24 protein-coding genes are annotated in these 20,852 nt (G+C 58.0%); 11 read left to right on the forward strand and 13 right to left on the reverse strand.

The window, feature by feature from the left end; translation table 11 throughout:
• Positions 1-61: 61 nt before the first annotated feature.
• From BM352_RS10410 to BM352_RS10455, 10 genes are all read right to left on the reverse strand, one after another.
• Positions 62-2,176 carry a molybdopterin cofactor-binding domain-containing protein gene (locus BM352_RS10410; protein ID WP_090216446.1) on the reverse strand — a complete coding sequence of 705 codons (2,115 nt, stop codon included), beginning with the start codon at positions 2,174-2,176 and terminating at the stop codon, positions 62-64.
• On the reverse strand, positions 2,173-2,628 hold the full coding sequence (locus BM352_RS10415) for a (2Fe-2S)-binding protein (RefSeq protein ID WP_245780965.1): 456 nt from the start codon (positions 2,626-2,628) through the stop codon (positions 2,173-2,175). The genes BM352_RS10410 and BM352_RS10415 overlap by 4 nt, the downstream gene beginning before the upstream one ends.
• The gene (locus tag BM352_RS10420; protein ID WP_090216449.1) at positions 2,625-3,104 is read right to left on the reverse strand and encodes an OsmC family protein; all 480 of its coding nucleotides are present in this window, start codon (positions 3,102-3,104) and stop codon (positions 2,625-2,627) included. Before BM352_RS10420 ends, BM352_RS10415 begins: the two co-directional genes overlap by 4 nt.
• On the reverse strand, positions 3,101-4,360 hold the full coding sequence (locus BM352_RS10425) for an LVIVD repeat-containing protein (protein ID WP_090216452.1): 1,260 nt from the start codon (positions 4,358-4,360) through the stop codon (positions 3,101-3,103). The genes BM352_RS10420 and BM352_RS10425 overlap by 4 nt, the downstream gene beginning before the upstream one ends.
• The gene (locus BM352_RS10430) at positions 4,357-5,871 is read right to left on the reverse strand and encodes a tripartite tricarboxylate transporter permease (RefSeq protein ID WP_090216456.1); all 1,515 of its coding nucleotides are present in this window, start codon (positions 5,869-5,871) and stop codon (positions 4,357-4,359) included. The genes BM352_RS10425 and BM352_RS10430 overlap by 4 nt, the downstream gene beginning before the upstream one ends.
• The gene (locus BM352_RS10435) at positions 5,864-6,376 is read right to left on the reverse strand and encodes a tripartite tricarboxylate transporter TctB family protein (protein ID WP_090216459.1); all 513 of its coding nucleotides are present in this window, start codon (positions 6,374-6,376) and stop codon (positions 5,864-5,866) included. Before BM352_RS10435 ends, BM352_RS10430 begins: the two co-directional genes overlap by 8 nt.
• Positions 6,377-6,449: 73 nt before the next feature.
• Positions 6,450-7,451, reverse strand: coding sequence for a Bug family tripartite tricarboxylate transporter substrate binding protein (locus BM352_RS10440; RefSeq protein ID WP_090216464.1), 1,002 nt, complete (start codon positions 7,449-7,451; stop codon positions 6,450-6,452).
• Positions 7,452-7,532: 81 nt separating this feature from the next.
• Positions 7,533-8,303: a sulfite exporter TauE/SafE family protein gene (locus tag BM352_RS10445; protein WP_090216467.1), complete on the reverse strand. Its 771-nt coding sequence runs from the start codon at positions 8,301-8,303 to the stop codon at positions 7,533-7,535.
• A 4-nt stretch (positions 8,304-8,307) separates the two neighbouring features.
• Positions 8,308-9,294 carry a substrate-binding domain-containing protein gene (locus BM352_RS10450; protein ID WP_090216471.1) on the reverse strand — a complete coding sequence of 329 codons (987 nt, stop codon included), beginning with the start codon at positions 9,292-9,294 and terminating at the stop codon, positions 8,308-8,310.
• 30 nt (positions 9,295-9,324) lie between these two features.
• Positions 9,325-10,011, reverse strand: coding sequence for a fumarylacetoacetate hydrolase family protein (locus BM352_RS10455; RefSeq protein ID WP_090216474.1), 687 nt, complete (start codon positions 10,009-10,011; stop codon positions 9,325-9,327).
• Between the two features lie 134 nt (positions 10,012-10,145).
• On the opposite strand from BM352_RS10455, the gene BM352_RS10460 reads away from it, so the two are divergent.
• The 7 genes from BM352_RS10460 to BM352_RS10490 all read left to right on the forward strand — a co-directional run bounded on the left by BM352_RS10460 (position 10,146) and on the right by BM352_RS10490 (position 16,352).
• The gene (locus BM352_RS10460) at positions 10,146-10,874 is read left to right on the forward strand and encodes a FadR/GntR family transcriptional regulator (protein ID WP_090216478.1); all 729 of its coding nucleotides are present in this window, start codon (positions 10,146-10,148) and stop codon (positions 10,872-10,874) included.
• A gap of 84 nt (positions 10,875-10,958) precedes the next feature.
• Positions 10,959-11,936 carry an ABC transporter substrate-binding protein gene (locus tag BM352_RS10465; protein WP_217643007.1) on the forward strand — a complete coding sequence of 326 codons (978 nt, stop codon included), beginning with the start codon at positions 10,959-10,961 and terminating at the stop codon, positions 11,934-11,936.
• A 78-nt stretch (positions 11,937-12,014) separates the two neighbouring features.
• A complete protein-coding gene (locus BM352_RS10470) occupies positions 12,015-12,776 on the forward strand; it encodes an ABC transporter permease (RefSeq protein WP_090216481.1) in 762 nt (253 codons plus the stop codon).
• Positions 12,763-13,563 carry an ABC transporter ATP-binding protein gene (locus BM352_RS10475; RefSeq protein WP_090216485.1) on the forward strand — a complete coding sequence of 267 codons (801 nt, stop codon included), beginning with the start codon at positions 12,763-12,765 and terminating at the stop codon, positions 13,561-13,563. Before BM352_RS10470 ends, BM352_RS10475 begins: the two co-directional genes overlap by 14 nt.
• A 9-nt stretch (positions 13,564-13,572) precedes the next feature.
• Entirely contained in the window at positions 13,573-14,325 is a 753-nt protein-coding gene (locus BM352_RS10480) for an ABC transporter permease (RefSeq protein ID WP_090216489.1), read from the forward strand.
• A 249-nt stretch (positions 14,326-14,574) separates the two neighbouring features.
• A complete protein-coding gene (gene dusA, locus BM352_RS10485; RefSeq protein ID WP_090220117.1) occupies positions 14,575-15,588 on the forward strand; it encodes a tRNA dihydrouridine(20/20a) synthase DusA in 1,014 nt (337 codons plus the stop codon).
• On the forward strand, positions 15,585-16,352 hold the full coding sequence (locus BM352_RS10490; protein WP_090216492.1) for a hypothetical protein: 768 nt from the start codon (positions 15,585-15,587) through the stop codon (positions 16,350-16,352). The genes dusA and BM352_RS10490 overlap by 4 nt, the downstream gene beginning before the upstream one ends.
• A gap of 45 nt (positions 16,353-16,397) precedes the next feature.
• Here BM352_RS10490 and BM352_RS10495 read toward each other — a convergent pair whose 3' ends face one another.
• The 3 genes from BM352_RS10495 to ruvX are packed head-to-tail and all read right to left on the reverse strand — an operon-like array spanning position 16,398 to position 18,244.
• The gene (locus BM352_RS10495; RefSeq protein WP_090220119.1) at positions 16,398-17,504 is read right to left on the reverse strand and encodes a THUMP domain-containing class I SAM-dependent RNA methyltransferase; all 1,107 of its coding nucleotides are present in this window, start codon (positions 17,502-17,504) and stop codon (positions 16,398-16,400) included.
• A gap of 33 nt (positions 17,505-17,537) precedes the next feature.
• Complete coding sequence (locus BM352_RS10500) at positions 17,538-17,765, reverse strand: DUF1289 domain-containing protein (protein WP_090216496.1); 228 nt, start codon at positions 17,763-17,765, stop codon at positions 17,538-17,540.
• Entirely contained in the window at positions 17,762-18,244 is a 483-nt protein-coding gene (gene ruvX, locus BM352_RS10505; protein WP_175500661.1) for a Holliday junction resolvase RuvX, read from the reverse strand. The genes BM352_RS10500 and ruvX overlap by 4 nt, the downstream gene beginning before the upstream one ends.
• A gap of 188 nt (positions 18,245-18,432) precedes the next feature.
• On the opposite strand from ruvX, the gene BM352_RS10510 reads away from it, so the two are divergent.
• From BM352_RS10510 to BM352_RS10525, 4 genes are all read left to right on the forward strand, one after another.
• Positions 18,433-19,677: a sarcosine oxidase subunit beta family protein gene (locus BM352_RS10510; RefSeq protein ID WP_090216500.1), complete on the forward strand. Its 1,245-nt coding sequence runs from the start codon at positions 18,433-18,435 to the stop codon at positions 19,675-19,677.
• Positions 19,678-19,770: 93 nt separating this feature from the next.
• Positions 19,771-20,022, forward strand: a complete 252-nt coding sequence (locus BM352_RS10515; RefSeq protein WP_090216505.1) for a hypothetical protein — start codon at positions 19,771-19,773, stop codon at positions 20,020-20,022.
• A gap of 213 nt (positions 20,023-20,235) precedes the next feature.
• Positions 20,236-20,427, forward strand: coding sequence for a hypothetical protein (locus BM352_RS10520; protein WP_090216508.1), 192 nt, complete (start codon positions 20,236-20,238; stop codon positions 20,425-20,427).
• A gap of 84 nt (positions 20,428-20,511) precedes the next feature.
• The gene (locus BM352_RS10525) at positions 20,512-20,850 is read left to right on the forward strand and encodes a sarcosine oxidase subunit delta (protein WP_090216512.1); all 339 of its coding nucleotides are present in this window, start codon (positions 20,512-20,514) and stop codon (positions 20,848-20,850) included.
• Positions 20,851-20,852: the final 2 nt, after the last annotated feature.

Below are 20,852 nucleotides of genomic sequence, written 5' to 3' on the forward strand. Positions count from 1 at the left end.
TGAAGAATTCCTTTTGCCTGATGCTAGTGAAATACGCGGAGCGAATGGCGGGGCCAAGCAATCATTCCGCAGCTGCCATTTGCTGGATTGCCTCTGGTGTGAAAGGCATCCGTCGCATTCGGATGTTCGTCGCGTCAAAGATGGCGTTGGCAATTGCCGCGATTGCTGGTCCGGGCGAGGCTTCGCCTGCACCCACGGAAGCCGCGTTCGGGTCATCCAGCAATGTCACCTCAATATTCGGAACATTGTCGAACCGGATAACGGGATAGCTGGCCCAATCACGCGAGCCGATGCCGTCGCGGTCCCATGTGACTTGCTCGTAAAGCGCCCAGCTCGCGGCCTGAAGAAATCCGCCCTCAAGCTGGGCCGTCAGCCCGTCTGCATCAATGACCCGACCCGCATCAGCCACGATAAGAGCATCCAGCAGACGGATTTCAGCGCGATCATTGACTTCGAGGTCCACCGAAATACCCACTCGGGTCATCGTGTTTTTGTACTGCGCAAAGGCGACCCCGCGCCCGCAGCCGTCAGCCATGTCGGGGCGTGCGCTGAGCTGCCGCTCCAACTCCGCCAAGACAGCCAGCGCGCGCGGTTCTTCAATGTGCGCGCGGCGAAACGCAAGGGGCGGGACGGACTGGCGATGCGCAAGCTCATCCATGAAACTCTCAAGCGCAAAGACGTTGGCAGCAGCGCCAAGGCACCGCATGGCCGATGTTCGAAGCGGCAAACCGGATACCAGATTTTTGACCAGACGCCTTTCTGGAAAGGTGTAAATCGGGTCCAGATTGCGATGCATTCCCGCATGTCGCCCAAGGTTGGGCACCGCTGGAATTGGCCCGATTGGGTCTTCGCGGTAATGGTTGGCAAGAAGACGCGCGGGACCGGTGCGGTTCGGGCCGGGTCGGGGCCTGCCGCGATGGGTGTCGCTGAAGACATCAGCCGAATATGACGCGACCTTGCCGTCCACGATATTTGCGGCAAGATCCACAGCCATGGCAGGGGCATAGGGCTCCCATGCATGCTCTTCCTCACGGGTCCATTTTAACAGGATGGGCGTGTCCGGCAGAGCCATGGCAATCAGGCATGCTTCGAATGCCGCGTCATCTGCGCCGGTGTGGCCGTAACAACCTGACCCCGGCACATGGGTGATCTCGACCTTGTCTTGTGGCAGGCCAAGGCTGTCACAGATGCTCTCACGCAGCGGGTATATCCCTTGGCTGTGGCTCAGCAAGTCCAACTTTTTGCCAGACCAGTGCGCTAGTGCGGCGGAGGGGGCGAGTGATCCGTGCAACTGGTAGGGGCGCTCGTAGCGGGCTGAGTAATCGGGTTTTAAACTTGACTGAGGGATCGTGACGGTGGTCGGCGTGCCGTCAACCACCAGAAACCGCTGAGCGTTCGCAGCGGACAGCTCCTGAAACACGTCGATTTCGGGTAATCCGCCGCGCCGGTCCCAGTCGCACGCAGCGTGCAAAAGTGTTGTGGCCTTTATGACCGGCCATTCCTTCCGCCCTGCGAGCGCAAGGAAACTCCCATCGCGGATGATTGAGAAACCCTGCTCTTCTAGGGTGCGCAGTTTTTTGGCGTCAATTTTGCGCAGGACCGCGCCCGCATGGGGTGGCCGGATAACGCGAGCGTGCAACATGCCGGGACGGTCAAGGTCGTGGATATACGTGAACGTGCCGCGCACCATGTCCCTGAGACCACGCATTTCAGGGCGGGGTAGGATGCGGTCGGTGCGGGGCGCGACTGGAGTGCCTTGTTTCACAGGGATGTCGCGCGCAACATCTGGCATCAAGTCAATCAGGTCAATTCGGTGATTGGTATCGCCCAACCGCAGGACGCCGCTTTCAAGCTGCCAGTCGGCGATGGCGCCACCGGCTCGATCTTGCGCGAGTTGGATCAAACATTCGCGCAAGGTGAGGGCTGCACACCGCAGCGCATGGCCCGATTGCTCTATAGAATTGCTGCCGGATGTGATCCCTTCGTCCGGGGCGTGGCCCGTGCAAACGGGTGCAACGTCGATCAGGTCCAATGGGACAGTCAACTCCTCATGGGCAATCTGGATCAGCGCGGTCGAGATGCGCTGGCCGATATCGACCTTTCCCGTATGGATCACCAGCCGCCCGTTTCGCGCCGTGATCCAGTCGGCAATCAAGGGATGGTTTTGCAAGCTCACCGATCAGCTGCCTGTTTGACCGCGCGCAGAACGCGCGGGTGTGAGCCGCAGCGACACAAATGCGGGCTCAGTGCGAGTGCAATGCCAGCGTCGTCCGGCTTGGGGGAACGGTAGAGCAGGGCGGTTGTCGCAACCACCAGACCAGCGGTGCAATAGCCGCATTGAGCCGCCGATGTCTCAACGAAGGCCTCTTGGACACGGCGGCCAAGCTCGGTATCCCCGATGGCTTCGATGGTCGTGACCTCTTTGCCCTTGAAGGCCTCAACAGCACTGACGCAAGACAGGACCGCTTGCCCATCGATGAGCACGGCGCAGGCGCCGCATTGCTCTAGCCCGCAGCCGAGCTTTGTTCCCTTCAGACCCAGCTCGTCCCGCAGCACATAGATCAGCGGCGTATCGGGCTCCGAGCTGATCTCATACAATTTCCCGTTTATCGTCAGTGACACTGTCACGGCGCGACACGCTCCCACTGAATCATGACATCGACATCAGCCGATTTGAAAAGGTTCATTACGGGACACCGGTACTCGACGTTCTTGGTCAGCCGATCAAAGCGCTCTTGCGTCTCATCTGTATGCACGCGGATTTTTAGCTTTACCCAGTTAAAGTAAGGTCGGACGCCTTGAACACCGCGACTGCCACGCTGGTCAACTTCTCCGTCCCCTTCCATGTCGACAGCGGTGTAGGAAAACTTCATGGCTTCAGCGCAGCGGTTGATGATGACTCCTTCGCAACCCAGCAGGGAGGACAGCGTCATTTCAAGGGGTGTCGGGCCGGTGTTGGATTCTTTCTCATCGGTAATCACCACGTGGTCGCGCACCATCATCACCGAACGGGTCGAGGCCTCATTGCGCGCAATAACGCGGCGGATGCCAAGCGCTTGTTTGTTGGGGTCCACGCTAGGGGCAAGTAGGTCGGGATCGTTCATAATGTCATCTCCAAGATTTCTAAGCCGTGATTTCTGTCGAGCAAATAGATCAGTCCGGCGTCATCAACGTCGACGTCGTTAGATTGCGGCGGGGTGCCATCGGCGCCGGGCACCATGTAATGCGCCACCTCTTTGGGGAGGTATGGATCGGCCACGTCCAGCACACGTAACCCGCCTGCGAACCACGTCGCATATATCAAAGTGCTGTCCAGTTTTTCGCGAAACTGATGCCCGCCAAATCGCGCGCCGGGATCGCCTATCCATGGGCAAGCGCGTTCTGACAGATCCCACGCCGCGATAGGTTCCATTTTGCTGAGATCAGTCACATCCATCACCCAGATGAAACCATGCAGGCGTCCCGGTTGGTGGGAATGTTCCTCGTCAATTGCGATGGCAAAGCGCTTGCCGTCGATTGTGTGTTCAAGCGGCATTACCGTGTGGGTGGGCTCCGGGATCGCCTCGGGAAAGCGATAGCTGCCTTTAACGGTCAGGTTGGTAATATCGCTGGCATCAAGGACGCGGAAACCCGCATTCCAGACGGCGGCCCACAGCTCGTCGCCGCAGCGCATGGCGTGGTGCAAGCGTGTGCCGTAGCCTGTCCATGTCGGAGTTTCCCCGCCCGCCAGATGTTGCCCCGGTATGTGCCAGCGGGACACTTCAGTCGGATTCGTCGGGTCTGAGAGATCGTAAACGACTAGGATATTTCCGACATACCCCTTCATCTCGGTCGAGATATACGCGTAGTTCTTGTCCATATCGAACCTGTGAACGCCGAACCCGTGTGTTTTGACGTAGGACAGCAGTTTTGGCGCGGTCTTGTCCGAAATGTCCCAGACGCGAAAGCCCCCGTCGTGGTAGCCGCGCACCAAAGCCTCTTCAAGCTCGGGGATATCAGAAAGCTTGACGCTTAGCTTTTCTGCGATCTCTGCATCTGTCAGCCCCTCGTTACGCAAACCCGCGATCTTGTCACCCTTCCTTAGAAAATGGCGCTTGGCCTGCTCGACATTGGTGATCATGACGTCGCCTGCAACTCGTACCTTGTGGGTGTGGGACCAATTGTCCGGCGGCGCGACATGCGACACAACAGTCGGGTTCGCCGGATCGCGCACGTCGATGATCGAGGTGCCCATGGGCGGGTCCATATGGCCGATATAGGCATAGCCATTCTGCACGACGACTTGTCCTCCGCCCGCGATATCCAGATGCCCCAAGCGGCGGATATTCCGCTCCAGTTCCCATTCCAGTTCACGTTTCATTGGATAGGCACCTCCATTTTGCGTTTGCGCCGCATCCCAAGAATGATGGGCAAGATAATCGACGCCGCGAAGGCTACCCAAAGAATGTTGCCCAGCGTCGAGGAGAAAAGAACCATGATGTCGCCATCAGACTTCTTGAGGGACCAGAGAAAATACTTCTCTAGCAGCGGGCCGAGGATGACACCGATCAGAATGGCTGCAACATGATAGCCGGTACGCCGCGCGATATAGCCCAGCACCCCGAAGCCAAGCGCCAGATACATGTCGAACATATACTCGCGCGGAACAAATCCGCCGACCAGCGTGAAGCTGATAATCATCGGTGCTAAGTAGATGGTGGGGATTGTGGTTACATGACTCATGTAGCGGCTGAGCGGCAGGATCGTGAAAATCATCACGACGTAGCTCACCGCCATGGCCATGAACATGCCATAGCCGACTTTGGGCTGGTTCTCGAAAAGGGACGGGCCGAAGCTCACACCGTGGAACTGCATCACCACTAGCATGATCGCGGCTGTCGCGCCGCCCGGAATGCCAAGGACCAGCAACGGGACCAAGGTGCCTGATGTCACGCCGTTATTCGCAGATTCCGGGGCGATCAGCCCTTCTGGATGGCCTGTTCCGTACAGCTCAGGGGTTTTGGAGAAGCTGCGTGATTGCTGATAGGCCACAAAGCTGGCGATAGAGGCGCCCGCGCCGGGGATGACGCCGATGACAAGTCCGATAATCGAGGTCCAGACAATATGCCACCACCGGCTTAGGGCAATCGAAACGCCTTCGAACGTGGCGTGCCAGCTGGCTTTTTTGACCTCGGCCTCATGGTTGATGATCACGCGTTTCTCGATAATGACGAAAGCTTCAGACACCGCAAACAGCCCGACCAACGCAGGAATAAGCGGAACCCCGTCGTAAAGCTCAAGAAATCCGAAAGTCCCGCGGGGGGTGGCGTAAACGACATCTGTGCCGATGGAGCCGATCATGAGGCCAAGAAAGCCTGCGATCAGCCCCTTAACCATGTCTTGCGCCGCGATCGAGGCGATGAGCGAGATTCCAAACAGCATGACAACGATCATTTCGACCGAGTGCATGTAAAATCCCACGCGTGCCAATATCGGCATGGTGGCTAGCGCAATGAGCGTGGTGAGGAGGCCGCCAATACAAGAGGCGACGAATGAGATGGCCAGTGCTTGCTGGCCTTTTCCCTGCTTGGCCATCGGGTAGCCGTCAAGCGGCGTTGCCGCCGCACCGGCGGTACCGGGAATATTGACCAGAATGGCAGGAATGCCAGCCCCCATACGCGCCGAGCAGTAAAGCGAGATCATGAAGACCAGACCTGTTTGAAGGTCCATGGCCAGTGTGAGCGGCATCAAGATAATGATCGTATTGGCGGCCGAGAAGCCGGGAATGCCACCGACGATCAGACCCAAGAAAATCGTGGGGATGATAATGTACCAATAGCCGATGGTCTCGACCAAGACCTCGGCCAGAATTGACGCGGTGTTGCTATCCATTGGTCAAAAGCGCCTTCATCGCGGTCTCGAACCAGCCACGCGGAAAGCGCGTATCGAAGGCCCAGATAAAGACGGCCCATCCTGTCAGCGCCATTGCCGCAGACACCGTCACAATGAACGCGGAATTCTTGCCCTTTGCGAGGATCATCATGCTACTGGCCAAGAACAGAAATGTCGTCAGCGTAAACCCAAGCCGGTCAATGAGCACAACGTAGGCAACAGTGGTGGCCAACAGCCCAAGCCGTCCGCAGTGAAGGTCGTTCATAGTGACGAGGTTGCCGACCCCCAACGTCCCTTCACCCCGTCGTAGCCAGACCACGCAACGCACGAAAAAGATCGCGCACACGAAGAGCAAAATACCGCCCACAAGGAACGCGCTCACCCGCGCCGTCCAAGGCGAATTCCAGATGGTTGAAAAGAAATACAAGGTGAATCCCACTGCGATGAGGGGGATAACCAGCTCGCCCCCGATCTGGCGAGGCGACTTTGGGGTGTCCGTAGGCATGTGGCAGATGTCCTGTATACGGTTTGAAGGGGTCGAGGACCGGCGGCGCATTCAGCCGCCGATCCGTATCGCCTTACGCGCCGCTCAGGAGCGACTTGTAGCGTTCACCGAGCTCCAGCATCGATTGCTTGAAGGCGGCGCATTCTTCTACCCCTGCATAGATCAGGTATTCAGGTTGACCCTTGCTGGCGATATAAGCCTCCATGAGCGCGGGATCGTCGAAAGTGGCCTTGAAGGTCGATGTCAGCTTTTCGAACCTGTCAGGATAATCGTCAGCCGCTTTTTTGTGGATGCCGAAGGCCCGAGCCGAGAGCATTTCAGGCAGATCCATCCCGTAGGCGTCGTTAATGTCGGGCGCGTTGTCTAACGCCTCGCCAACTATGTTTTTGCCGAAGACCAGCAGCGTCTTCACACTGTCTCCTGCCGCAATCACTGACCCTGAGGTCAGGACGGAGAAATCAACCTCTCCGGTCACCGCACCGGCGACCGTGCCCTTGCCGCCCTGAAGCGGGATCAGGTTGAAGTCGATGCCCAGCTTGTCGCCAAGCGCCAGCAGCCCAATGGAGGCCGGGTGCGCCATACGGCTTGTCCCGACATTGAGTTTTCGTGTCTTCGCTGCAGCAATGATGTCGTCCATTGTTTGCAGTGGGCTTTCTGCACCAACGAACAGGCAACAAGGGTCTTTGTCGACCTGCCCAAAGTAGAAGTAGTCATTGACGTCAAAGCTGGGTTTTTGCATCGCCCAATTCAGCACTTCCGGCCCCATATTGCCGAAAATCAGATTGTAGCAATCAGGCTCTGCCTTCCCCATGTAGATTTCATATCCGACGCGCCCAGAGGCACCGGGGTAGAACCCTGGCTCGAAATCGGTCCCAAGTTTGGTTTTCCACACGCTGGAGAACGCTCGGAAGTTGCGGTCCGCTCCTCCGCCCTCGGCAGTTGGCACATAGACGTTGATGTTTCCTTCAGGATAGTCGGCAGCGCGCGCAATATGCGGGCTGGCAATCAAGGCCCCGGTTGCTGCAGCACTGGTTCCTAAAAACCTGCGACGGCTTAAGTTCAGCAGTTTGGTCATAGTATCCTCCCAGATTCACTTTGAGTGCAGCTCATTATCTGTTTCACGTGCGGCGCACTCGGAACCGCGCGCGTTTCGTAGTCATCCAGAGGGTGTTGGCCCTCCGAAAATCAGCTCGCTTCCGCCTGCGTAGATGAGGCGAATGGCAAGAACGGCGAGAATGGCATTCAGTGCGAACTTGAAACGCTGTTCGTCGATCCGAGCCAGAACCAGCCGGCCTGTGAGCGTCCCCAGCACGCCGAAGGCAATCAGCAGTGCGATCAGTCCGGCCCATGTTGAGAACGCAAATCCAAGAAAGCCAAAGGCCAGAGTTTTGAGCAAATGCTGCATTGTCATCAGCATGGCGTGGCTGGCCACATGCGCGTGACGCTCTAGGTTTTGAGCTTTGACATAGGTGGCCACGAAAGGTCCCGTGCCACCGAAAAACATCGTAAGAAAGCTTGAGAAGGCGCCTGTCACCAGTCCAGAGCGACGCAAGAATGCTGGCGGGCGTGCAAGTATCGACCACAAAATAAACAGGCCCACACCAATCTGTATCCAACCGGCTTGAAGTTGAACGACGAACGAGCCGCCCAATATGATCCCGATCAACGCGCCGACCGTGAAGCTGCCCAACAAATCCAGCCGCATGTGCTTCACCATGATTGCCGCGCGTCCGACGTTACTGCCCAGTTGCACCAAACCATGCACCGGAATGATCGCAGCCGCCGGAAGAAGCGTCGCGAGCACTGCCAGCATGATCGCGCCGCCGCCAATCCCAAATGCTACGGTGATGAAGGAGCCGGCGAAGCTGAACGCCAGAAGCGTTCCCGCAACCGGCCAACCTAGCCCTGCATGAAGTGTGTCCAACATGGCGCTACGTGTCCAACACTGAGGGATGAAAAAGCGCTTCGGGCTGAACGCGGAATTCGGCCAGATGCTGTTGAACCGAATACCGGCAGATCGCGTCGATCTCGGCGCGGTTGGCGTTAAAGCCATAGCTCCAGTAATCAGGGCCCAGCGTGGCGAGTGTCCGCTCCATGGACGCTCCAAGCCACGGTAGAGACAGTCGGTTTGCATTGCCCAGCCAAACCGATCGCAGCCGATCCACGGCCAAGTCTCGCGCCGCGACGAATCCGTCATAAAGGTCGCGAACAAGGGCAGGGTGTGCATCTGCCACTGATTTCCGGATGCCAATCAAATGCATGATCGGAAAGAATCCGGTCTTCTGGAAATAGGCCTGCTCGGCCGCCTCGAAATCGGGGATAAGCCGGATCAGATCGGGATTGCCGTCCAGAAAAGCTTGTGGAGGCTTCGGCGCAAGTAGCCCGTCAATCTCGCCGCGCAGGAGCATGTCTTGCAGGGTGTCGCCTTCCGCGATTGGCTCGACCCGCATGCCATCGGGCAGTTTAAGTTCCAACCGTTCGCGCCGCACACCTGAGTCTAGCGCGCCGGTGCGCCAATGGATTGCGTCGCAATCAACGCCATATTCGTCCGCTAGAATGCCGCGCATCCAAACAGCGGCTGTCATTTGATATTCAGGCACGCCGATCTTGCGCCCAGAAAAGTCAGCAGGGCTTTTAATTCCAGCGCCAGCGCGTGCGAAGAACCCGTTGTGCCGAAATGCGCGGCTGACGAAGGCTGGGATCGCAGTATAGTCTGACCCGCCGCGCGAGAGCTGTAGGATGTAGCTGGAAACAGACATCTCCGTGATGTCGAACCGGGCTTCCTTGACTGCCCAAGGGAACAGCTTGGAGGTGGGATGAATTTCGCCTGCGAGTTTGAGATCGGGCACCGTCACGCGTCCATCATGGAGCGCCATGACGCGATCATGATCCCAAGTCCCAAGCGATAATTCTAGCATCCTGTCCTCCCAGCAGAAAGCCCGTTTCCTTTACGTGACTTTGACTTCCAAGCTCCCTAGCCCTTCGATGGTCATGACCATGACGTCCCCTTTTTCGACAGCGGCCACGCCGGAGGGCGTGCCTGACATGATGACGTCGCCCGGCGCGAGTTCGAAATATTCTGACAGGTAGGAAATCATCTCCGGAACCTTCCATATCATCTGGTTCAGGTCTGCTTCTTGGCGCAGTTCACCATTGACCTTGAACTCAAGGCGTCCGTGATCAGGATGCCCAACTTCCGAGACAGGGTGCAGCGGGCCGCAGGGACCAGAGCGCTCGAATGCTTTGCCAATCTCCCAAGGTCGACCCATCTTTTTCTGGATTCCCTGCAAGTCGCGGCGGGTCATGTCGAGGGACAAGCCATATCCGAAAACGTGATCAAGCGCTTTGTCCAAGGGAATGTTCGTGCCACCCGTTTTCAGCGCAACAAGAAGTTCGGCTTCGTGGTGGACGTCGCTGGTATGGGGCGGGTAGGGGAACTCCCCCGATACATCCAGATTGTTCGGGTTCTTCTGAAAGAAAAACGGATCTTCGCGGTCCGGGTCGTGACCCATTTCCACAGCGTGTGCCGCATAGTTGCGACCAATGCAGTAAACCCGGCGAACCGGAAATTTAGCATCAGTTCCCGTCACCGGAATGGCGACAACCGGCGGTGTTTCGATCACGTATTCAGTCATGTGTTGCTCCCAATGTGCAGGCAGATTCTAGCCGAGCTTAGATCGGCTCAATTGGAAGATCAATTGCAACCAATATGCGTAATGCGGAATAATTACGTTGAACGAGTTGATTGATCGGTGTTATTTGAATCAATATGGATGATTTGGTCGATCAATTGGCGGATAGGTTCGCTGCGCCTGCACGGCGTGAGCCCTCTGAACGTGCAAAGGACATCGCTGCGTTACGGTCGTTTATTGTAGATGGCGGCTATTCTGCCGGAGATCGTTTGCCGTCCGAGCGCGATCTGATCGTAGAGCTGGGAATGAGCCGCAACGCGCTGCGCAAGGCGCTCGACGCGCTAGATCATGACGGCACGATTTGGCGTCATGTTGGCAAAGGGACCTTCGTTGCAGCAGACGATGGGCAAAAGGGTGCCGGAGCGATTGAGCAACTCGGCGGCCAAATGACACCCGTCAGAATGGTTCAAGCGCGGCTTTGCATCGAGCCGCCTCTGGCACGCGAAGCAGCCATCCATGCATCTCGCAGTGCGATTGCCAACATTAATCAAGCCAAGGACGCAGCTCGCGCTGCAACCACTTGGGCGGAATATGAAGCGCAGGACGACCTGTTCCACCGCAGGGTTGCGCAGGCGTCGGATAATATTCTGCTGCTCACGCTCTTTGATCATCTCAACGCCGTGCGGCGCGCGGTGTCGGGCGGGGCGGTCATTCGCGCAACCGAACGTCCGACAGCGGAGCACAGAAGTTTTGATGAACATGACAGGATCGCCGCAGCAATCGAAGCGCGTGATCCTCATGCGGCGCATATGGCGATGCGTCGACATATCGGCTCGGTCTCTGACCGGTTATTTGGAGAGGCGTGACAATAGGGCAGAAGAACGGGTTATAAGGCGAAAACGCAAAACCCACTGAAAATAAATAATAAATCGTTCTCAGGGAGGAGAAATATGATGACATTGTTTGGTAAGGTGGCCGCATTCGCGACAGCTGTGCCGGTCGCACTCACGATGATGGTTGCGTCGGTGCAAGCAGAGCCTATTCGAATTGCACTGGCCGAAACGCCCTCGGATGAATTAGCGGCATTCTTCGTTGCTTTGGATCGGGCCAAGGCCAACGGCCTCGACTATGAATGGACCGCGTTCTCGGACGAAGAACTGGCCATTCAGGCTGTTCTGAGCGGTCAAATGGATATCGGGTTCGGCACGCCGTATTCGGCGATGCAGCGTTCCAAAGCGCCGCTGCGGATCGTGTTCCAGCTCTCGAAGCTCAAGTTTTTTCCGGTAACAACCAAAAAATACAGCAGCCTTGAAGACCTGAATGGGGAACCAATTCTGTTGCACTCACGCGGTGGCGGAACGGATTCGATCGCGAATGTGATCGAAGAGCGTGTTGGCATGAAGTTTGGCGACAGATCCTACGTGCCCGGTTCCTCAAACCGCGTCGCGGCGCTTCTGGGTGGACGCGCGGACGCCACGATCATTGATTTGTCCAACAAGAACAAGTTGATGCGCAGCGAAGCCGCAGACCGTTTCAACGTCCTGGAGATGTTCGACGTTGAGGCCAGCGACGAAGCTCTGTTCGGGAACCTGACATGGATTCAGGAAAATGAAGCGCAGGTCGACATCTTCGTAAAAGCGTTGGTGAGCGTCTGGCAGGATATGCACAAAGATCCGACCATCGTCCGTCGTGAGACCAATCCGGACGGACCCATCGGGCAGTTGCCAAAAGAGATCTTGGACGAGCTAGATGGCTTCTACGCCGATGCTGTTGCTGGCGGTCTTTATGATCCGAACGGCGGCGGTCGCAAGGCGGCGATGGCTGATATGGAATGGTATTCCGCAGCCGGGCAACTCGATGGCGATGCAAGCACGTTGAACATCGAAGACTTCTGGTATCTCGCGCCGCTGGATGCAGCTTCGAAGTAATCCAATGCCTCTAGCCACTGCGCTCACATGAGGGCGCAGTGGCACCTTTTAGACTGCTATGAAAACTGGATTCACCCGATGCTGAACCGATCCCTTTCGCTAAAGCTTCTTTCCGCCGTCATCTTGTTTGCCGCTTGGGAAATAGCAGGCCGAATTCCGGTGAGCTTTGCGTTCCCGACTTTTCTGGAATCGATGGATGCTCTTATCCGAATGACGCGCGATGGCACGATTTTCGAGGCCTATGCCGAAACCCTGCAACCGCTTGTCGTCGGTGTCGCCATTTCGGCGGTGCTCGGGATTGGGATCGGTCTTTGGGTTGGACTGAACAGCTTCTTTGACTGGCTGTTCTCGCCGATATTTATCGTGATGCAGGCGGCCCCGCTGGCCGCGCTCATCCCATTGTTGGTGCTTGCCTATGGGATTGGCCTGACGTCAAAGGTTCTGGTTGTTTGCATCATGGCGATGCCCGTCATTGTCCTGAACACCAGCAGTGCTGTTCGGAATACGCCAGAATCGATCAAAGAAATGGGCAAGTCTTTTCTCGCCTCCGACACGTCGATCATGCTCAAGATCATCATTCCCGCTGCATCGCCGGTTATCTTCGCCGGCCTGCGTCTGGGCGTCTCTGCCGGTTTCATCGGTGCGATCCTTGCCGAGCTGAAAATCACCCCGACGGGGGTCGGCGACATCATCACTTACAGCCGCTCTATTGCGGATTATCCCAGCATGTACGCTGCAATCTTTTCGATCATCTTGCTCGCAGTTTTGTTTCTGAATCTGCTCGAAAGACTTGAGACCGTTCTATTCAAAGGAAATCAACGTGGTTATGTCTCCGACTAAATTGGCGGCCGCGGGCGCCGCAACTTCTGAATTCGAAAGCGCGGTCTCGACGCGGAATATCTCCAAGAACTATGGAGAAGTAGAAGCGCTCAGAGATCTGTCTCTTGAGTTCCCTCGCGGTCAACTCACCTCTCTGCTGGGGCCATCTGGTTGCGGCAAGACGACCTTGCTGAAGATCATTGCGGGGCTTCTTGAGCCGACTTCCGGCGAGGTTGAGGTGAACGGCAAGAAAGTGACCGGCCCCGGTCCGGACCGTGCCTTTGTGTTTCAGGACTTCGCGTTGTTGCCTTGGGCCACAGTGATGCGCAACGTGGCCTTCGGCCTCGAGATGCGGGGCGTCGCGAAATCCGAGCGCGAAGCCATTGCCGAGAAATATATTAAAGAGGTTGGTCTTGCAGGGTTCGAGCAAAGCTATCCGCATGAACTTTCAGGTGGAATGCGCCAGCGCGTCGGCCTTGCGCGGGCGCTCTCCGTTGACGCGCAGGTGCTGCTCATGGACGAGCCGTTCTCGGCGGTCGACGAACAAACGCGCCGCAAGTTTCAGGAAGATTTGCTGTCGCTCGTGCAAAACGAGAACAAGACTTTTATTTTCGTGACTCACTCGATCGAGGAGGCGGTCTACGTCTCTGACCAGATCGCTATTTTGTTGCCACGACCAAGCCGGGTGCATGAAATCATCAGGCCCAGCAATTTCCGCGACAAGGGCGTCGACAACATCCGCCGCGACTCCGAATACCTCGACATCGTCGATGACATCTGGGCGTCGCTGCGGACATATGTGGAGTAGGGGCGCGCAATGATTGTTTTTGGCTATCGTTTACCCGGCATGTCATCCCTCTTGGTCTGGGGGCTGTTGTGGGAGATCATCGGCCAGATGAAGCTGACCTTCTTCGTGCCGCCGCTGACCAAAGTGATGGCGACCCTGTTCGAAGTCATTGCCACCTCTGCGTTCCAAAAAGCTCTGGCAGAGACAGCCTACGCCTTCGGCGCAGGGGTATTTTTTGCGATTGTCATCGGGATACCGGTCGGAATTTTGATGGGAAAAAACCGCCTGCTCGACGAATTGCTTTTGCCTTGGGTCAATGTCTTTCTCAGTGCGCCACTGACGGCTTTGGTGCCGGTCCTGATGGTTCTGTTTGGCTTTGGTATGAAGTCGATCATCATAACCACCACGCTATTTGCGATCTGGATTATAATTCTGAACTCGCGCGCTGGCGTGAAGCAAATCAACAGATCTTTGGTCGAGATGGCTCATAGCTTCGGGGCCTCGCCCGTCGATGCGTTCTTCAAGATCTATTTTTGGGCGGCTTTGCCAGAAATTCTGGGCGGTGTCCGCATCGGTATCATCCGTGCAGTGAAGGGGGTGATCATCGGCCAATTGCTGATTTCCATCGTTGGATTTGGTGCCTTGTTCGAGCTGTATTCGGCCAATTTCCTGATGTCCCATTTCTGGGCAGTGCTGATCGTTCTGTTCGCGTTGGCGTTTTCGATCTCGGAGTTTCTGGCTTATCTGGAGCGACGCGTCGCCTACTACGCCGCAAAACGCTGAACTGATAGCAGGCCAAAGTCCCGCGGGCCTTCTTGAGAATGCTCGGGACTGCCAAACGGTCTCTGACACTCTGACCCGTTGTCCAAGAAACCAATTCTTGCTGAAAGGGCTATGGTGCTCGTGATCCCGTTGCCGGATGAGGCACGACGGAATACTTCGATCCAATTGTCTTTGAGCTCCAAGGGCTGGACCGCAGCAATTGGCCTGCAGTATGTGTGCACCATGGACTCGATAAACAGATCGCAAAGCATGGCAAAGCAAGGATTGCCCAACAACGCAGCTTCAGCAGCAGCGCGTTTGTCGGTTGCGCCTATGATGGAGTGGACGGATCGCCATTGCCGCTATTTCCATCGGCTGATCTCGGAGCAGGCATTGCTCTATACCGAGATGGTCACGGCCCCCGCATTGGTGCGGGGCGGTGCGGTGCACCTGTTGGAGTTTTCGTCGGATGAGCATCCGGTTGCGGTTCAGCTCGGCGGTTCCGACCCGCATGAACTCGCCGAGGCCTCGCGCCTTTGCGCCGAACGGGGTTATGATGAAATCAACCTGAACGTAGGATGCCCGTCAGACCGCGTGCAGTCCGGCTTCTTTGGTGCGGTGTTGATGGAGCGCCCCGCGTTGGTGGCAGAGTGCGTCGCCGCGATGATCAAGGCGCAACCGGTTGAGGTCACAGTGAAATGCCGCATCGGGGTCGACGATCAGGACCCGGAAACAGTGTTGCCAGACTTTCTGGCGCGTGTCCGTGATGCAGGTGTCCGCCGCGTCACGATCCATGCCCGCAAGGCGTGGTTGCAAGGGCTCAGCCCCAAGGAAAACCGCGACGTGCCCCCGCTGGATTACGATCTGGTTCATCGCATGAAGGCGGCATTCCCGGACCTTCACATCTCGCTCAATGGCGGGCTGGAGACGTTGGAGGCTGGCCTGCCGCACCTGCAAGATCTCGACGGGTTGATGTATGGGCGTGCGGCCTATCACCAACCATGGGACATCCTTGCCGATGCTGACGAGCGCGTGTTTGGCGCGAAACCCCAAATCAGAACCCGCGCTGACGTGGTTCACAACATGTTGCCCTATATCGACGCGCATGTGGACGCTGGCGGCAAACTTGCGCAGGTCACGCGCCATATGTTGGGGCTGTTCGCCGGTCAGCCAGGCGCGCGCAGTTGGAGGCGCGTTTTGTCAGAGGGTGCTTATAAGCCCGAAGCGGGCAGGGCCTTGGTTTTGCAGGCGCTTGAAACCGTGCAGCTTGCGCAAGCCGCGTGAGCTTTGCGGAGACCGGTTGGGCCAAGTTTGCCTATGACGGTGCCACCGCCGCTTGGGCGGCCCATGCCCGTGAGGTGGCGATACCACTGACACAAAATCCTCAGTATTTCGATGATTGGCTCCGCTGTGGCGGGACGTGGTTCGTCGGGGTCAATTTGTTGCCGAATGACGGGCAGGGCCAGTTGCCTGATGGACCGGTTCTCGCAGGGCCAGCATTGGATTTCTTGCGCGGACAGAATCTGCTTTCCCCACTGGACCGCGCCCAGATTTCCGCCATTTATCCAGGCTACCCACAGCCGTCACTGGCCGAAAGCGCTGCGGCGTTCCGTTTTCGCCGCGACCGCGATGCGGCCCATGTGGACGGGTTGCTGGCCATTGGCCCTGACAAACGTCGTCATTTGCACGAGCCGCACGGCTTCGTCTTGGGCTTGCCTCTCACAGATGCGACCGCCAGCCCGATGGTTGTTTGGGAGGGCAGTCATCTGATTATGCGAGCCGCGTTCCGCGAGCGCCTTGACGGGGTTCCACCTGAACACTGGGCTGCCGAGGACTTAACCGATACTTATCAAGCCGCAAGAAAACAATGTTTCAAGCTGTGTAAACGAATAAAGATCAAGGCATTACCGGGCGAGGCTTATGTGATTGATCGCCTGACTCTGCACGGGGTCGCGCCATGGGAAGACGGTGAAACAGCCCCGCCAGAGGGGCGCATCATCGCCTATTTCCGCCCGGAACTCGACGACATCGCAGCGTGGTTGGCCTGACCTAAAGGCGCGCCTGTTGGCGCACTCAATTTTTTATTTGGCGCGTTATTTCAATGGTGGCGTTTGGAACAGCCACACTTTCAAGCCACCGTGGGGGACAGCGGGTCCTTGGGTGAGTGGCAGTCCGGTCGCTTTGGCCAGCCCCGGCTCGGATGTGACCAGCGCCACCCGCCACCCTGCAAACCGCTCTTTGAGGGTTTTTCCGAGCGTCCCGTATAGCGCGAAGAGCTGCTTTTTGTCGCCAATACGACCCCCATAGGGCGGGTTCACGATGACCAGACCAGCATGGCCCTCGGGACGCTGCAATTCTGACACTGGCATACATTGAAAGTCGCACAAAGCCGAGATGCCCGCACGGTCTGCATTGGCCTTTGCGCCCTTGATCGTGCCCGCGTCGCGGTCCGAGCCATAGAACCGCGCAGGGCCCTTCATCACGCTGACCGCGCGGCGCAGGGCCTTGTAGTCCATCTCGTCGAAACTCGCCAAATGCTCAAACGCAAAGCTGCGCGAGCGGCCTGCTTGAAGCCCTTCGGCAATTTCGGCGGCCTCGATGACAAAGGTGCCAGAGCCGCACATCGGGTCCAGCACCGGCTCCGTGCCGGTGTAGCCTGCTTGCCGCAGGAACAGCGCCGCCAAGTTTTCACGGAGGGGTGCCTTGCCGATAGCTTCCTTGTGCTCACGCTTGTGAAGGCTCTCTCCCGACGTGTCGACGCTCAGAGTGACGATATTCTGCTCGATACGCACCTTTAGCGTTACGTCGCCTTCGGCAGACGGCTCCATCCCCGCTTTACGCAGGGCGCGCTCGATCCGCTCGATCGCAGCGCCCGCGTGGTAGATCTTGGACCGCTTACAGGTTGCTTCGACCCGCACCGTGGTGCCGGAATAAAGGGTGTCGGTCCACGGAAATTCTTCGGCGCGGTGGTCAAGACCGGCAAGGCTCATGGCGCGGAACGAGCCGATCCTCGCAAGCACTTTGGTGGCCCCGCGCAGTTCCAAGTTAAGCCGCCAGACATCCGACCAGCCCCCATGCAGTGTCACGCCACCGGGGCCGTATCGCGCGTCCTTGTAGCCAAGCGCGCGGAACTCCGGCAGCAAGGCGACTTCCAAACCCGGTGGGGCAACGGCGAAGATTTCGAGCGATGTGTCAGTCATGGCACCGTCCATAGGGCCACATGGCGCGATGCGCTAGCCTATACGGGCCTTGCGCCCACCACGTCGCACCTTCAGGCGGGCTGCGCGCGCAGGAAGCTCGTCTAGCAACGCGGTACGGGCATCGTTGGACATGCGGGACCACGCGCCGATTTCGTCAATCGTGCGCAGGCAACCCGTGCATATGCGTTCGGCAGGGTGGACAACGCACACCTTGATGCAGGGGCTTTCCACCTCTTTGCGTTGCCAAATTTCGTCACTCATGTGTTTGCCCTTATATGCCGGAGCCGATCCAGCGCCCCTTGCAGGATAAACCCCGCAGCGACATGATCTATGACCTCCGCGCGACGTTTTCGCGACGTATCCGCCTCTAAAAGGGCACGCTCGGCGGCGACAGTAGATAGTCGTTCGTCCCAAAACGTGATCGGCACATCCGTGAGGCGGGACAGATTGCGGGCAAATGCACGGGTCGATTGAACCCGTGGCCCTTCAGAGCCGTCCATGTTCAATGGCAGGCCCAGCACAATGCCCGCGACTTCACGCTTGGTCATAATCTCCAGCAGGGCGGCTGCATCCAGCCCGAACTTCTTGCGTTTGATGGTTTCCAAGGGCGTGGCCACGGACAGAAAGCTGTCAGACACCGCAACGCCCAAAGTCACCGTGCCCAGATCAAGCCCCACAATAGGCCGCATGGGGGGGAGGGCGCCCGCGAACGCCGTCATATCATCAAAGATCTCGCCCATATCACCTTTGCCTCTGGTTTGATCACAAATGGGGCAGGGCCGTTAAAAAGTCTACACCCGCTTCGCTTTTTCCGTTGCCATCCGCTGGCGTGTCGCAACCAGTGCGTGATATGCCGAAACCGATGGGACGCGCCCCCCCGTCCTGTCGCAAAACGGGCGCGAGACTGCCGCCCTAGGGAACCATCTGTATGAAACGCTACTCAGCCTTTGCCATCGCCCGCGAGGCGGCCCGCTTCCATTCCGGGTGGGAGCGCGCTTGGCGCTCGCCCACACCCAAGAAGAAATACAAGGTTATCGTGATCGGGGCGGGCGGCCACGGTCTGGCCACGGCGTATTACCTTGGCAAAAATCACGGCATCAAAGACGTGGCGGTGATCGAAAAAGGCTGGCTTGGCGGCGGCAACACGGGGCGCAACACCACTATCATTCGGTCGAACTACCTGCAGGACCCGTCGGCGGCGATCTACGAGAAGGCCCGCTCCCTCTATGAGACCATGTCTCAGGACCTTAACTACAACGTCATGTTTTCCCCGCGTGGCGTGCTGATGCTGGCCCAGACCCACCACGAGGTGCGCGGCTACCAACGCACGGCCTATGCGAACGCTTTGCAAGGCGTAAAGACGGAATTCATCGGCCCGCAACAGGTCAAGGAAATCTGCCCGATCATGAACATTGAAGGCCCACGCTATCCGGTGCTGGGCGGGTTGTGGCAGGCACGCGGCGGCACGGCGCGCCATGATGCGGTGGCTTGGGGTTATGCGCGGGCCTGCTCCGACATGGGCATGGACATCATCCAGCAATGCGAAGTCACCGCCGTGCGGCGCGAGGGTGGCGAGGTCAAAGGCGTCTCCACCACCAAGGGCGAGATTGACTGCGACAAGCTGTGCATCGTCGTCGCGGGCAATTCCGGTCATGTGGCGGGTCTGGCGGGTTTCCGTCTGCCGATCGAATCCGTCGCCCTTCAAGCCTTGGTCTCTGAGCCGATCAAACCCTGCATGGACATCGTCGTCATGGCCAACACGGTCCACGGCTACATGTCCCAATCCGACAAGGGTGAGATGGTCATCGGCGGCGGCACCGACGGCTATAACAACTACACCCAACGCGGCTCCTTCCAGCATATCGAGGAGACCGTGCGCGCTTTGATCGAAACCTTCCCGATGCTGTCGCGCTTGAAAATGCTGCGCCAATGGGGTGGCATCGTGGACGTCACCGGCGACCGCTCCCCGATCTTGTCGAAAACCCCGCTTGGCAACTGCTTCATCAATTGCGGCTGGGGCACGGGCGGGTTCAAGGCCATTCCCGGTTCGGGCTGGGCCATGGCGGAACTGGTGGCCAAAGGCCACTCGCCGCTGACCGCCGAGTTCGGGCTGGACCGCTTCAAAGAGGGCCGGTTCATTGACGAGAGCGTCGCGGCAGGGGTGGCGCACTAGCATGAGGGATTGCGGAAATACGCAAACATTCGGGAACCAGATGCGGGGTCTTTGGGTTGTTATGTCAAACAACACAACCAAAGGAGCCCCGACATGGCACACGCTGACAACACCGAACGCTCGCACTCCACGACCACGACTACAACAACCAGCGGCGGCGCAGGAATGGGCTTCGTCGTCGGCGCACTCGTCGTTGTGGTCGCCGTCATTGCTTATGTTGTCTTTTCCGGCGCGTCCCCATCGGGCCAAGACGACGTCAACATCACGATCGAGGGCGCAGGCTCCGCGATTGAAGGCGCAGCCGATGCTGTGGAAGGTGCGGTTTCCGGCGAAGCTGGCAACTGATCCGCGACCCCAAGAGCTGATTTCAAACGGTCCGGTCACGATCTCGCGTGGTCGGGCCGGTTGCGCTTCTGCGCAGGACCAACAGGCGAAGCTTTGCCAACGCCGCACGCACATTCCGGCTACCCACTGCCCAAAGGTCGCCGCTACGATACTCCACCTTGAGCACGGCGCGCACAACGCCATCATGGAGACCTCACCAAAGGAGGTACTTCCATGTCTGACTACACCACCCCAAATGAAAGTCTCGGCAAGACTGGCTTTGTGGTCGCCGGAGTTCTCATCGGCCTCTTCATTATCGTGCTTGCCATGCTGGGCTCCGGCTCTGTCACCGAAGGCGACACAATGGCAACGCCAGAGGCGCTTGACGCGCCTGTCATCACGGCGCCCGCTGCCGACGGCTCGTAACACCAACCAATCAATTTTCCTCCCCGAACTGGGCGGGCGCTTCGCAGTGTCCGCCTTTTCTGCGTCTGCCCGAAGGAGCGCCCCATGCTGATCCTTGAATGCCCTTATTGCGGCGTTAAAGCCGAAGAGACTGAGCTTCATGCCGGTGGGCAGGCCCATATCAAACGCGAAACCGTCGGCTCTGACGACGATTCGTTCGAGCATTATCTGTTCACCCGCGCCAACCCGCGCGGCGTACATCTGGAACGGTGGCGCCATGCCAATGGGTGCGGAAAGTGGTTCCACGCGGCCCGCAGCACGACGACGCTAGAGGTGTTCGGCACCTATTCCGCCCAAACCACAGAGCCGCCCAAAGACATCGTAGATGTGATCACCGCCAAGAACCCCGACTGGTCCTTCGATCAGTGGAGGGGCCTGTCATGATC

This window comes from Litoreibacter janthinus (assembly GCF_900111945.1).
Lineage (GTDB): Bacteria > Pseudomonadota > Alphaproteobacteria > Rhodobacterales > Rhodobacteraceae > Litoreibacter > Litoreibacter janthinus.